The organism is Paraburkholderia sp. RL17-383-BIF-A (genome assembly GCF_046028015.1).
GTDB lineage: Bacteria > Pseudomonadota > Gammaproteobacteria > Burkholderiales > Burkholderiaceae > Paraburkholderia.
On the sequence record NZ_JARESR010000018.1, the window covers coordinates 1 to 13581 of the forward strand.

Annotated in this window: 13 protein-coding genes; 11 read left to right on the forward strand and 2 right to left on the reverse strand. The window is 63.6% G+C overall.

The genetic code is table 11. The annotated features are described in order from the left end of the window. The 6 genes from P0D71_RS20625 to P0D71_RS20650 form a co-directional block, all read left to right on the forward strand. Nucleotides 1-226 (forward strand): citrate/2-methylcitrate synthase (locus P0D71_RS20625; protein ID WP_408481826.1); only part of this gene is annotated, 226 nt, incomplete at its 5' end. A gap of 220 nt (nt 227-446) precedes the next feature. Continuing rightward, nucleotides 447-2720 (forward strand): amylo-alpha-1,6-glucosidase, encoded by a 2274-nt coding sequence (locus tag P0D71_RS20630; protein WP_408481828.1) that lies wholly within the window; start codon nt 447-449, stop codon nt 2718-2720. A 128-nt stretch (nt 2721-2848) separates the two neighbouring features. After that, nucleotides 2849-3703, forward strand: coding sequence for a MurR/RpiR family transcriptional regulator (locus P0D71_RS20635; protein WP_091807979.1), 855 nt, complete (start codon nt 2849-2851; stop codon nt 3701-3703). 123 nt (nt 3704-3826) lie between these two features. Further along, nucleotides 3827-4894, forward strand: coding sequence for a C45 family autoproteolytic acyltransferase/hydrolase (locus P0D71_RS20640; protein WP_408481829.1), 1068 nt, complete (start codon nt 3827-3829; stop codon nt 4892-4894). Nucleotides 4895-4927: 33 nt separating this feature from the next. Continuing rightward, on the forward strand, nt 4928-6256 hold the full coding sequence (locus P0D71_RS20645; protein ID WP_408481831.1) for an aspartate aminotransferase family protein: 1329 nt from the start codon (nt 4928-4930) through the stop codon (nt 6254-6256). Between the two features lie 34 nt (nt 6257-6290). Then, nucleotides 6291-6845 carry a carboxymuconolactone decarboxylase family protein gene (locus P0D71_RS20650; protein ID WP_408481960.1) on the forward strand — a complete coding sequence of 185 codons (555 nt, stop codon included), beginning with the start codon at nt 6291-6293 and terminating at the stop codon, nt 6843-6845. A gap of 136 nt (nt 6846-6981) precedes the next feature. On the opposite strand, the gene P0D71_RS20655 is transcribed toward P0D71_RS20650, so the two are convergent. Continuing rightward, on the reverse strand, nt 6982-7287 hold the full coding sequence (locus P0D71_RS20655; RefSeq protein ID WP_408481832.1) for a DUF4148 domain-containing protein: 306 nt from the start codon (nt 7285-7287) through the stop codon (nt 6982-6984). Between the two features lie 349 nt (nt 7288-7636). Here P0D71_RS20655 and P0D71_RS20660 point away from each other — a divergent pair, with 349 nt between their 5' ends. The 4 genes from P0D71_RS20660 to P0D71_RS20675 all read left to right on the forward strand — a co-directional run bounded on the left by P0D71_RS20660 (nt 7637) and on the right by P0D71_RS20675 (nt 11193). Further along, complete coding sequence (locus P0D71_RS20660; RefSeq protein WP_011492126.1) at nt 7637-8062, forward strand: OsmC family protein; 426 nt, start codon at nt 7637-7639, stop codon at nt 8060-8062. A 148-nt stretch (nt 8063-8210) separates the two neighbouring features. Then, nucleotides 8211-8861, forward strand: coding sequence for a TetR/AcrR family transcriptional regulator (locus tag P0D71_RS20665; protein WP_408481834.1), 651 nt, complete (start codon nt 8211-8213; stop codon nt 8859-8861). Between the two features lie 31 nt (nt 8862-8892). Next, nucleotides 8893-10428, forward strand: coding sequence for an MFS transporter (locus P0D71_RS20670; RefSeq protein WP_408481836.1), 1536 nt, complete (start codon nt 8893-8895; stop codon nt 10426-10428). A gap of 492 nt (nt 10429-10920) precedes the next feature. Continuing rightward, the gene (locus P0D71_RS20675; RefSeq protein WP_091807992.1) at nt 10921-11193 is read left to right on the forward strand and encodes a YodC family protein; all 273 of its coding nucleotides are present in this window, start codon (nt 10921-10923) and stop codon (nt 11191-11193) included. Nucleotides 11194-11292: 99 nt separating this feature from the next. Here the strand turns inward: P0D71_RS20675 and P0D71_RS20680 are convergent, their stop codons facing one another. Continuing rightward, nucleotides 11293-11601: a superinfection immunity protein gene (locus P0D71_RS20680; RefSeq protein ID WP_091807994.1), complete on the reverse strand. Its 309-nt coding sequence runs from the start codon at nt 11599-11601 to the stop codon at nt 11293-11295. A 217-nt stretch (nt 11602-11818) separates the two neighbouring features. On the opposite strand from P0D71_RS20680, the gene P0D71_RS20685 reads away from it, so the two are divergent. Further along, nucleotides 11819-13282, forward strand: a complete 1464-nt coding sequence (locus tag P0D71_RS20685) for a M20 family metallopeptidase (protein ID WP_408346292.1) — start codon at nt 11819-11821, stop codon at nt 13280-13282. The last annotated feature ends 299 nt before the right edge of the window (nt 13283-13581 follow it).

A 13581-nucleotide genomic window follows, 5' to 3' on the forward strand; every position in this document is an offset into this window, starting at 1 on the left:
ATCGCGCAAGCTGTACCCGAACGTCGACTTTTACTCGGGCATCGTGCAGCGCGCGCTGGGCATTCCGACGGCCATGTTCACGTGTATCTTCGCGATGGCACGTACGGTCGGCTGGATTGCGCAGTGGAACGAAATGATCGCCGATCCTGAGCAGAAGATCGGCCGTCCGCGTCAGCTCTTCGTGGGCGAGACGAACCGCGAAGCCACGCCGCTGGCCAAGCGCTAAAGCGTCGCGGCGGCCACCCGCCTGACGCTCGCGCGGCGCTCCCACGAGGAGCGCCGCGCCATTTCCTCTGCACGTCCTGTGCCACTGAAAAAACTGAAACTCCCATGTGATAAGTTCGTCTGACGCGGACAGACCCTCTACAATCGGAAGCGACCGGGCAGCGCCCGTGGCAACCGAATGTGACACCGAACGCAGAAGCGAACCCATAGGAGTGACACTGATGCAGCAGCCAGAAGCCCTCGGCGGTCTTTCGGGCGGAATCGACCACCGCGAACCCGAGCCGGACGGCGTATTCATCCCCACGGAAAACCTCAACGTCGCGAGCGCGACCCAGCACGTGCTGAAGTCGGGCGACACCTTCATTGTCAACGATCCGCTCGGCGATATCACCGGCCATGACGACGGCCTGTTCGTCAACGACACCCGTGTTCTCTCGCAACTCCGCCTCACTTTCGGCGGACGCGCGCCGTCGCTGCTATCGGGCAGCGTCAGCAGCGACAACACCTCGTTCACCGCGCATCTGACCAACCGTCCGCTGCCGCCGCTCGGCGGCGACAGCACGCCCGAAGGCGTGATCCACGTCGAGCGCGTGCGCGTGCTGTCGGGCACCGTGCTCAACGAAGCCATCGAACTCACCAACTACGGCACGAGCGACGCCGTGGTGCCGCTCTCGATCTCGTTCGCCAGCGACTTCCGCGACATGTTCGAAGTGCGCGGCCTGAAGCGCGACAAGCAGGGCCGTGTCGAACCGGCACGCGTCGAAAATCGGGAGGTGCTGCTCGGCTACGTGGGCCTCGACGACGTGGCGCGCAACGTGCAGATCGCCTTTTCGCCGGAGCCGGACAAACTTTTCGCCGACCGTGCGGACTACACCGTCAAGCTGCCGGCGCAGGCGTGCGTGTCGATTTATCTGTCGGTGGCGGTGCAGGTGGTCGCGCGCGCGGACAATCCGGGCGCGGGCGTCTCGCAGCCCACCCATGCGTTGAGCGAAGCGCACCTGTCGCAAATCGACGCCGAGCGTCCGCGCGTCGGCCGCGCTGCCGTGCGCGCCGCGCTCGTCGACGCCCACCTCGTCATGCGTGAGCGCCGCCGCGCCACCGCACGCGTGCGTTCGAGCAATCCGCTTTTCAATGCATGGATCGACCGCTCGCTCGCCGATCTCGGCCTGCTGACCACGGACCTCGTGACCGGCCCGTATCCGTACGCGGGCATTCCATGGTTCTCGACGCCGTTCGGCCGCGACGCGATCATTACGTCGCTGCAGACGCTCTGGTTGCAGCCGCAGTTGGCTGCCGGCGTATTGCGTTTTCTGGCCGAACATCAGGCGCGTGAGAACTCGCCGTTTCGCGACGCCGCGCCCGGCAAGATCATGCATGAGATGCGCAAAGGCGAAATGGCCGCCACCGGTGAAGTGCCGTTCGCGCTCTACTACGGGGGCGTCGACACCACGCCGTTGTTCATCGTGCTGGCCGGCGCCTATGCGGCGCGCACCGGCGACGTCGCGTTGATCGACGAATTGTGGCCGGCGCTCGAGCGCGCGGCGCAGTGGGTCGCGGGCGTGTGCGACAAGAACCGTTACGGCCTGCTGGATTATCAGCGCGAGTCGGATGGCGGTCTGGCGAATCAAGGCTGGAAGGACAGCCACGATTCTGTCTTTCACGCCGACGGCCGTTTCCCCGACGGCCCGATCGCACTCGTCGAGGTGCAGGCGTATGCGAGCGCCGCCTTTGACGTCATGGCGCGCTTCGCGAAGGCGCGCGGACTGCACGATGCGGCGGAGCGTTACGGCGAGCGGGCGAAGAAGATCCGTCAGTGCGTCGAAGAGAAGTACTGGATGGAAGAGGCCGGTTTCTACGGCATTGCGCTCGATGGCCACGGCGAACTGTGCCGTGTCATGGCCTCGAATGCCGGCCACCTGCTGGCCTTCGGGTTGCCGTCGCGGCAGCGCGGTGAATCGGTGGTGCGCGCGCTCGACTCCACGTTGTTCCACACCGGCTGGGGCGTGCGCACGCTGGCGGCGAGCCAGGCGCGCTTCAATCCCATGGCGTATCACAACGGCTCGGTCTGGCCGCACGACAACGCGCTGTGCGCGCGCGGCCTGTCGCGCTACGGCGGCAAGGCGGCGGCGGTACGGCTGCTGCAGGCGCTGTTCCAGGCCGCGGTCAACTTCGACATGCGTTTGCCTGAGCTTTTCTGCGGCTTCCCACGGCGGCGCGGCGAGCCGCCCACCGCCTATCCGGTCGCCTGTCTGCCGCAAGCGTGGGCGGCGGGTTCGCCGTTCATGATGCTCGAAGCGTGTCTCGGCATCACGATCGACGCCGAGCGCCGCGAAGTGCTGATCGAACAGCCGATGCTGCCCGAAGGCATCGACTGGCTCGAAGTGAGCGACATGCGGGTAGGCGATGCTTCGGTGTCGATCACGTTCCGCCGGATTGGCGAGAAGGTGGTGGCGTCAGCGGAGCAGGGTGACGTGCGGGTGGTGGCGTTGCTTTGAGTGTGGGTTCGGCGTGGGTTCAGCGTGGGTTGGGCGTGAGTTGAGCGCCATCAACTCTCGTTGACCGCCATGTGCCGGGTGGTAACATTTGTTGTCATCCTCATCGACCGCTCGCCCGGTACATCCGCATGCCAGACAGTTTCGACCAGCTTGCCGCCCTGATCCGGGCGCGCTTCTCCGAACTGAGTCCGCAGTTCCAGATGGGAGCGGGTTTCCTGCTCGACCATCCCGACGAGGTCGCGGTCTCGTCCATGCGCAAAGTGGCCGAAAGGGCGCAGGTGCAACCGGCCTCACTGGTGCGTCTGTCGCAGCAACTCGGTTTCCCCGGCTGGAACGAACTGCGCAACCTGTTCGTCGCACGCGTGCGCACGCGGCCCGAACCGCTCACGAGCCGCGCGCGTTCGCTCGTCAAATCGAAAGACGCGCTGGCGGGCGACCTGCTGGTCGCGCAACAACACAACCTCGAAGTCACCGCCGCGCACAATGGCCGCGTGATCGTGGAAGCGGCGCGCCTGCTGCGGCGCGCGCCGCACGTGCATGTGGCCGGTTTCCGCTCGTGCTATGCGGTAGCGTTCGGTCTCGTCTACGGATACCGGCTGTTCCGTTCCTCGGTGTCCTTGCTCAACGGCGAGGCCGGCACGCTGGAAATGCAGTTGCGCACGGTCGAGCGCGATAGCGCGACCATCGTGATCAGTTTCGCGCCTTATTCGGTGGAAGCCGCGCGCGTCGCCGAAGCCGCGCTGGAAAAGGGCAGCAAGCTGATTGCCATTACCGATAGCGCGGTGTCTCCCATCGCCTTGAACGCCGACAAGGTGCTGATCTTCTCGCACGAAAGTCCTTCGTTTTTTCCTTCGCTGGTGGCAGCGACCGCGATCGCCGAATCGCTGGTCGCGCATCTGCTCGCGCTCGAGGGGGCCGGCGCGGTCGAGCAACTTGCCATCGCCGAGCAGTCGTTGCACGCGAAAGGCGCGTACGTGCCGTGACCATTTCCGTCTGAATCGAGTTGAGATTTTGCGCGCAGCAGAATCGCTCCATTCAGATCGGCGCCGATCTGTTTGACAACAATTGTTGTTTAGAAGTATAAATACGTACCGATTGTTGAATGGATGCGAGTGGTGGCGTCGACGCGGGGATTGGATCTTTTTCAGGTGAGCGGCGAGCCGTATGACATCGGCTACCGGTTGGGCGAACTCGCGCGGCCGGTGTTCGCCGACTACATGGATCAGAGTGGCGCATGGCACGCAGTTCGGCGCTGGCGCGGCGCTCCGTTCGTGCAGGCACTGCGCGAAGCGGCGCGCGCCCAATTCCCGGCGTTGCTGGCGGAGTTGGAAGGTATGGCGGCCGGGCTCGGTTGGTCGGCGGAAGACGTGTTCCTCTGGAACTGCCGCGGCGAACTGATTCACAACGCGCCAGACGGTTGCACCACGTTGGCGGCGCGCGTTGGCGAGACGCGCTTCATCGCGCACAACGAAGACGGCGATCCGTTTCTGCGCGAGCGTTGCGCGCTGGTCGAGGTTCGTCCAGTCGGCAAGCCGGGCTTCGTGAGTTTCTACTACCCTGGATCGCTGCCGGGACACACCTTCGCCGTGAGCCGTGCCGGTGTCGTGCAGGCGATCAACAATCTTCGCATCCGCGTCCCCGTTGCCGGCGTGCCGCGAATGATTCTTGCGCGAGCGGTGCTCGATTCCACCTCGCTCGACGAAGCGCTCGACCTGCTGCGCGACACGCCGGCCGCGAGCGGCTTTCATCACACGCTCGGCTGCGCGGGAGATGCGCGCCTCGTCAGCGTCGAAGCCAGCGCGCGGCGCTGTTCCGTCCAGATAGTGCCGAGTCTTTATGGCCATGCAAACCACATGATCCATGCGGGTTGCGACGCCGAAGCGCAGATCGTGACGGATTCTTCGCGCGAACGTCAGCTGCGCGTGGATGCATTGTTGCCCACGATCACGCGCCCGTTACAACCGGCCGCATTGCTCGACGTATTGCACGATCGCGCGCCCTCTGGCCTGCCGATCTATCGTGACGACCCGCACGATCCCGACGGGGAAAACACGCTTGCCACCGCGCTCTTCGAAATCGGCAGCGCGGGTGTGTCGATGAAAGTCTACCGGCAAGGGCAGTGCGCGTTCGACAGCTTCATCGCCCGCACGGCATGCGGACGGCCCGGCGCTTAACCGGCTGCCGCAACCAACAGGAAACCGAAAACCATGTCCACCGTGTTTCATCGTTCTCCGAAGCAGTCGCTGCCGGTCGCCGTCGCGGGCGAGGGGATCGAGATCATCGATTCCGCGGGCAAGCGCTATATCGACGCATCCGGCGGCGCCGCCGTGTCGTGTCTCGGTCACAGCAACCAGCGCGTGATCGATGCGATCAAGCGGCAGTCGCAGCAATTGCCGTATGCGCACACGTCGTTCTTCACCACCGAGCCCGCTGAAGCGCTTGCCGACCGCCTGGTGGCAAGCGCGCCGCAAGGGCTCGAACATGTGTACTTCGTGTCGGGCGGTTCGGAGGCGATCGAGGCGGCGCTGAAACTCGCGCGTCAGTATTTCGTGGAGAGGGGTGAACTGCAGCGGCGTCATTTCATCGCGCGTCGGCAGAGCTATCACGGCAATACGTTGGGCGCACTGGCAATTGGCGGCAATGCGTGGCGCCGTGAGCCGTTCCTGCCGATTCTGATCGAAGCGCATCACGTGAGTCCGTGTTACGCATATCGCGAGCAACGCGCCGACGAAACGGAAGAGGCCTTCGCGCAACGTCTCGCGGACGAACTCGAGCAGAAGATTCTGGTGTTGGGCGCGGACACGGTCGCCGCCTTCGTCGCGGAAACGGTAGTTGGCGCGACGGCCGGCGCCGTGCCGCCGGTGCGCGAATATTTCCGCAAGATTCGCGCGGTATGCGATCGCTACGGCGTGCTGCTGATTCTCGACGAGATCATGTCGGGCATGGGCCGCACCGGTTATCTGTACGCCTGTGAAGAAGACGGCGTGGCGCCGGACATTCTAACCATCGCCAAAGGGCTCGGCGCGGGCTATCAGCCGATCGGCGCGACGCTCGTGAGCGACCGGATTTACCAGACGATTGTCGGCGGCTCGGGATTCTTTCAGCATGGCCATACCTACATCGGTCATGCCACCGCTTGCGCCGCGGCGCTCGAAGTGCAACGTGTGATCGAGGAGGACAAACTGCTGCCCAACGTGCTGGCGCGCGGCGAGCAGTTGCGCGGCCGGCTGCGCGAGCACTACGCGCAGCATCCGCATATCGGCGACGTGCGCGGACGAGGGCTGTTCGTCGGCGTGGAACTGGTCAAGGACCGCGCCAGCAAAACGCCGTTCGACGCCGGCCTCAAGCTGCACGCGGCAATCCGGCGCGAAGCCTTTGCGCGCGGTCTGATGGTGTATCCGATGGGCGGCACGGTCGACGGCAAGATCGGCGATCATGTGCTGCTGGCGCCGCCGTTTATCTGCACCGCGCGCGACATCGACGAAATCGTCAGCCGCCTTACCGATGCCATTAGCGGCGCGCTGGCCGCTGTCTGAGACCTTCGACACACTACGACTTGCGAGAACGATGATGACCGAGCGTTTGCCTCACTTCGCCCCGTCCGATGCCACGCCCGAACAGAAAGCGGTGCTCGACGAAATTCTGTCGGGCCCGCGCGGCAATCTGAACGGACCGTTTCTTGGCTGGATTCATAGCCCGGAGCTGGCCCAGCAGGCTCAGCGTCTGGGCGCGTTCTGCCGCTACCGGACCGGTTTGCCGTTGCGCCTCTCGGAGCTGGCGATTCTGGTGACCGCGGCGCGCTGGCAAGCGCAGGCGGAGTGGTACATCCACTATCCGATCGCGCTGGAGGCGGGCGTGTCCGCAACGGACGCCGAGGCGATTCGCCAAGGCCGGCGCCCGGATTTCGCCCAGTCCGACGACGCGTTGATTCACGACTTCGCGAGCGAACTGTACGACACGAAGCGCGTTTGCGACGCGACCTATGCGAAGGCGGTCGAGCGTTTCGGGCATCAAGTGGTGATCAACCTGGTGGGCCTGCTCGGCTACTACGCGTTGGTGGCGATGACGCTCAACGTGTTCGGCATGCGCGCGGTGGGGCAGGAAAGTTTGCCGTTCGCCGAGTAGGCTCGGGAGAGGGTCGCGCAAAACAAAGCGCCCCGCTTGCAAACTTTGCAACCGGGGCGCTTCTTGACTGCAACCACGCTTGTCACCTGCCACACGCTGACACCACCGCCAGCGGCTGCACCGCGCGGCTTACCGCTTACTGGCCGCGATAGGTCGCGAACAGACCTTGCTGCAAGGAATCGCGCGTGCCTGCATCCGACGACACCGCCTTCACGCCGCCGACGTCGTGCGAACCTCGCGCAACCGCAGCCACTGCCGTACCGCTTTGCGGCACGGTCTTCGGATAGTTGACGTCGTTCTGATTCAGGAGGCCCGCTTTTTGCGCCGTCACCAGTTCAGCGCGCACTTGTGCGCGGGTCAGACCATCCGCCTGCTGGGCGAAGGAAACAGCCGGAACGACGAGCGCGGGTGCGATGACCACTGCGGAAATAAGCGATTTCATGATGACCTCCAAGATTCGATTGTTGATGAGATCGGTTGAATGCCGTGTGCCGATCCGTTGAAACCAGTCTAATTCTTGCAAAGTCGGTGAAAAAGCGGCCCCCGGAAGAAATATTGTTACGGTTTTTGAAATAGTTGGTGGGCGGCTTCCGTTTTGAGCCATTGCCGGCATCGTCACGACACTGGCACACGGAAGCGCCTATGATGAGGTTCGGTCCCGTCCGCGCCTGCAGCGCCGCGCGGCACTCGCGACCGATGCCGAAACCGCAGAACATCCGGGTGGGACCCGTGCGGCGGGCATCAGATTCGGTCGTGGAGCGCGCGAAGCAGGGCACAAACAGGAGAGAGCGATGAAGCGCAAGGCATCAGCAGTCTGGCAAGGCGGCCTGCAAGACGGCAAGGGCTCGATTTCCACCGATAGCGGCGTCCTCAAGGAGACCCAATACTCGTTTTCGACCCGTTTCGCGGACGGCATCGGCACGAATCCGGAGGAACTGATTGCGGCTGCGCATGCGGGATGTTTCTCGATGGCGCTGTCCGCTGAACTGGGCAAGGCCGGCATCACGCCTGAGCGCATCGGCACCACGGCAACCGTTACGCTCGACAAGGACGGCGGCGGTTTCGCGATCACCGCGGTTCATCTGGATGTGGCCGTGAAAATCCCCGGCGGCGATAAAGCCGCTTTCGAGAAGGCGACCGCGGACGCCAAAGCCGGTTGTCCGGTGTCCAAAGTCCTGAACGCCACGATCACGATGGACGCGAAACTCGAAACCTGAGGTCGCGCCTTTCCCCAACCGTTCAAGCAATAAAGCCGGCGCTCGGGTCAAACCCGGCGCCGGCTTTTTGTTTGTACCGGCGCTGGCTCGCACGCACCTACGGAAACTCGTCTTGCTTTCTTGAACGGGTGGTCATAATATCCGTTGCATGAAGCTAACTGGCGATCCGAAAAAATCCGCAAAGCAGTCCGCGAAAAAAGCGGGCGAGGTCTGTCCTCGGGGCCGGCCGCGCGAGTTCGACACGGACACGGTCCTGGCGAGCGCGAGTCAGGTGTTCTGGAATCACGGCTACCACGCCACCTCGATCGACGATCTGTGCAAGGCCACCGGCCTGTTGCGCGGCAGTCTGTACGGCGTGTTCGGCGACAAGCACGGCATCATGCTGGCCGCGCTGGATCACTACGCGGATGGTTCGGTCGCGCGGCTCGCCGATCGGCTCAACGCGCCGGTGCCGCCGGAAGAGGCGCTGCGCAACGCCTTGCTGCACTACGCGCGGGTCGCGTGCGCGCTGACCGGCGAGCGCAGCTGCTTCATCACCAACACCACGCTGGAAATGCAGCCGGGCGACGAGGAGTTGCGCGTGCGCGTCGCCGCGATTCAGCGCCGCATGGCGACGCTGCTGGCGGCGTCGGTGATTCGCGGTCAGGCGAGCGGCGCATTCAACTCCACGCTCGACGAAAAAGCCGTCGGCGATTTCCTGCTCTGCGTGATGCAAGGTCTGCGCGTGCTCGGGCGGGTCGCTCATCAGGAAGACGCGCTGACAGGCATAGTGGACGTCGCCATGCGCGCGCTCGTCTAAATTTTTTTACCTATTTTTTGAACGGTCAGTCATGAATAGCGAAGCCATCAAGTCCGCTCCTGCGGCATTGGCCGGATCCGGCGGTACGGCAGCCGCTGCGGTGACCTGTCCGGGCACCGTGGCCGCGAGCGTGGCGGCATCGGCCGGCAAGGCAGAGCCGCGTTTCGAACGGCAGGGGCTGGCGCTTGCCGTGCTGTTCGTCGGCGCCTTCCTCGCGCCGCTCGATTATTTCATCGTCAATCTCGCGTTGCCCTCGATTCGCACCGGCCTGAACGCCAGCGACGCGCAATTGCAGCTCGTCGTCTCCGCCTACGCGTCGGCGTACGCGGTGCTGTTGATCACGGGCGGGCGGCTCGGCGACCTGTTCGGCCGGCGCCGCATGTTCATGACGGGCATGGCAGCGTTCGTGGTCGCTTCGGCGTTGTGCGGCTTCGCGACCAGCGGGCATATGCTGGTGATTTCGCGGATCGTCCAAGGCGTCGCCGCCGCCGTGATGGCGCCGCAAGTGCTCGCGACCATTCGCGCGGTCGTGCCGCTGCATCAGCAGACCAAGGTGATGAGCCTGTACGGTTTCGTGTTCGGGCTGTCGTCGATCGTCGGCCAGTTGGGTGGCGGCGCGTTGATCACGTATCACCCGTTCGGACTCGACTGGCGCATCATCTTTCTGATCAACATCCCGATCGGCATCGCGGCGTTTATCGGCACCTGGAAGTTCGTGCCGGAGAACCAGCCGGCCACGCGCACCGGCATCGACGTGAAGGGCGTAGCGCTGCTCTCCGCCGTGCTGCTGCTGATCATTTACCCGATGACGCACGGCCGCGAAGCGGGCTGGCCGGCGTGGACCTTCATGATGTTCGCGCTTGCCGTGCCCGCGTTTGCAGTCTTCGTGCTGACCGAGCGGCGCGTCGAGCGCGGCGGTGGCCATCCGTTGGTGGATCTGCAGTTGTTCCGTAACCGGGCCTTCGCGCTAGGGCTCGTGCTCGCGTTCCTGTTCTACTGCAACAGCGCGTTTTTCCTGACCTACGGGATTTTCCTGCAAACCGGTTTGCACTGGACGCCGCTCGCGTCGGGCATCGCGATCATGCCGTTTGCGATCGGTTTCGTGGTCGGGCCGCTGACTTCGCCGGCCGTGGTCAAACGCATTGGCGGCCATGTGCTGACTCTCGGTTTTTCGATGATGACGCTCGGCTTCACGATCACGGGATGGTCCGCCACCCAGTCGGCCACGCCGGATCTGCTGTTCTATTGCGGGCTGGTGTGCGCGGGTGTCGGTCATGGCTTGCTGCTGCCGTCGATCATGCGCATCGTGTTGCTGGAAGTCGTGCCGGAGAAAGCCGGACTGGCTTCTGGCGTGGTCTCGTCGACGTTGCAGATCGGCTCGGCGTTCGGGACGGCGGCCATCAGCGGCGCGTTCTTCGGCGCGCTTGGTGGCCGCGCGGCGCCGGGCGCCTATGCGCATGCGTTCCAGATCAGCCTGGCGATCAACGCATTGCTGATGTTCGTGTGCATCGGATTGAGCGTGTTGTTGGTGCGGCATCAGCAGCTCGCGCTGCGGCGCGTGGCGTAGCGGATTTGAAAATCCGGCGGCTGAAACCGTTTTCAACAGAGGCTGCCAGAATTTATTAGGTAATTTTTTAAACAACGACGATTTTAAGCATCCCGCATTTACCGGTAACTGAGTCGTTCACAGGTAATTCCGTTTGCGCTGGATCAGAATAAACCCTGAATATTGTTGGCCACTGCATTAGATATGACAAAAGGTCCGGGCATTTTCTGCTGCCCGAGCCGTTACGCCGCAGTAACAGTTGCGATCGTGCAGTGCCGCATGAACGGGCGGCCAGGCGGCGCATTGAAGGGTTTTCCCGGTTTTACGCACGGGCGGGCGATAGTGGAAGCCATTCCACTCCCGATGAAAACGGTATCAATAAAAAGCGCTTGCAGTGATTAATTTCGATTGTTAATCTTGGCAAACTTTTTAGAGTTTTACTTCAGCAGGCCTAATGTCGAGAAATCCGGCGCAACGATTTAATGTCGCTCAACGGTTCCGTAGGGGGTAAATATGCTAACCGCCACCATTGACGCATTCCAGACACCGCCAGCCGCCCAGTTCAATGTCGGCGACGTCGTCACGTTGAAGGAAGGGGGCTCGCGCATGACGGTGACATACGCAGGGCCAGTAGCGCTCAATCCGGGCAACTGGCTGATCTGCGAGTGGTTCGACGAACACGGCGAACTGCGCCGTGAGATGTTTGCACCCGCGAGCGTGCGCGCAGAGCCGCGCTCCATTCCCGCCGGCTCCGTTCTGTGGAGCCGCGTGGGTCGCGCCGCCTGACGCGCTGGCTGATACGCCGCCTGACGCGTTGGCCAATCACTCGGCCGGGTCGGCCGAAGCTTCGGCCGACCTTTCCCACCTTGCCCAGCCTCGCCTGATCTAGTTCTCAGAGCGGTCCCGCATGCTGCGCCGTTGCACGCGCACCAGCAGCGCGGACGAAAAAGCTCGCATCCTCACGAGTTTGCGCGTCTCCACCACCTCGCCTGCGATGTTCTTCGGCGGGTTCGGTTGCAATGACCAATACAGCGCGAGCAGCCAGCCGAACACAGTCCAGCCGAGGCATGCGTTGAAGAGCGCCAGCGTCAGCACGTCGTGGCGCTTGCGCCGGTCCGCCAGCACGGCAGGCAAAAAATAGAGCGCCAACGCCAGCACCGCGGCGATGGTCTGGACGACGAGATTGCCACTCATGGACAGCCTCCCCACACGCGACGTATGCCCGATTGTCGCGCGATTGCATGGTTCGCGTAAGGCCGCGACAATCGCCTTGCTTCACGCGTAAAAGAGCCGGCGTGAGCGACGCCTGTAGCCGTGCACCAGGCGCGATGCGCGGCGAGGGGTTCAGCCGATCCCGCATCAGGACTATCATGATCGTTTCGACTGAACAGACCTGCCACGGACCGCCATCATGATCTCGGACGACACAACCCAACAAACTCAACGCATCAACCCTGACGCGCTACGTGAATTCGTGGACCGCAAGTGGAACGACGAGATCGTGCCCGCATTGACGGACTACATCGCGGTGCCGGCCAAGAGTCCGGCGTTCGATCCCGACTGGGTGAAGCACGGCTATCTGGAGCGCGTGATCACCGACGCCGCGCAATGGGCCGAACAGCAGGCCGTGCGCGGCCTGAAGCTCGAAGTGATCCGCTTGGCCGGCCGCACGCCGGTGATTTTCTTCGAAACGCCGGCCACCCGTTCCGGCAGTGAAGAAACCATCGTGCTGTATGGCCACCTCGACAAGCAGCCCGAGTTCGACGGCTGGCGCAACGACCTCGGACCGTGGACACCCAAACTTGAGAACGACAAGCTCTACGGCCGCGGCGGCGCCGACGACGGCTATGCGATCTATGCGAGCATCACCGCGCTCGCGGCGCTGGACGCGCAAGGCGTTGAGCGTCCGCGCTGCGTCGGTCTGATTGAAACCTGCGAGGAGTCCGGTAGCTACGATCTGCTGCCGTATGTGGACGCGTTGCGCGAGCGGCTCGGCAAGGTCGGGCTCGTGGTGTGTCTGGATTCGGGCGCGGGCAATTACGATCAGCTGTGGCTCACCACGTCGTTGCGCGGACTGGTTGCCGGCGATCTCGAAGTACAGGTGCTCGACGAAGGGATTCACTCGGGCGGTTACGGCGGGATCGCGCCGTCGAGCTTCCGCATCATGCGGCAACTGTTCGACCGTCTGGAAGACTCCGCTAACGGCACGCTGCTGCCGAAGGGCTTTCATGTCGAGATTCCGGCGGACCGTCTGCGTGAGGCGGAAGCCACCGCGCAGATTCTCGGCGACGACGTCTGGAAGAAGCTGCCGTGGGCGTGCGGTCAGGACGGCCGTCAGGTGCTCCCCACCACAACCAATCCACAAGAGGCCTTGCTCAATTCGACCTGGCGTCCGTCGCTATCCGTGACCGGCGCGGCGGGCCTGCCCGCGCTTGCCGATGCCGGCAACGTGCTGCGTCCGCGCACGGCGTTCAAGCTGTCGCTGCGCCTGCCGCCGCTGATCGAGGCAGAGAAGGCCGTCGCCGAACTGAAGGCGCTGCTCGAACTCGATCCGCCCTACAACGCCAAGGTGACCTTCAAGCCGGACGCAGGCGCGGCGAGCGGCTGGAGCGCACCCGATCTCGCCCCGTGGCTTGCCACGGCGCTCAACGACGCGTCGCGCCAGCACTACGGCGCCGATGTCGCCTACATGGGGCAGGGCGGCACCATTCCGCTCATGAACGTGCTGAAGGCGGGCTTCCCGAAGTCGCAGTTCATGGTGTGCGGCGTGCTCGGACCAAAGTCGAACGCGCACGGACCGAATGAATTCCTGCACGTGCCTTACGGCAAGAAGCTCACGGCCGCGGTCGCCGAGGTCATTGCAGCCGCGCCTTGAGCATTGCCAGGCATCGCGCCTGGTACGACCCGCGCCATCATCAACCGGATGAGAGCGCAAGAAGACGGCCGCCGGTCCGCGCATCTACGATAGATACTTCGTGGATTGCGCGGGGCTCGCGGCCGCATGCGTTTAAATATGCGAAACAGATACTCAGTCTGTTAGCGCACAAACCAAAAAAACACGCATTCGCCAGTCATATTTTCGATTGCATTTTCTAATCGAAGACTATTTCTTTTTCTTTCCGCTCCGGCAAGAAATTCAATCCCTGACCGTAGGTAAATTGACAGCCGGCGTGC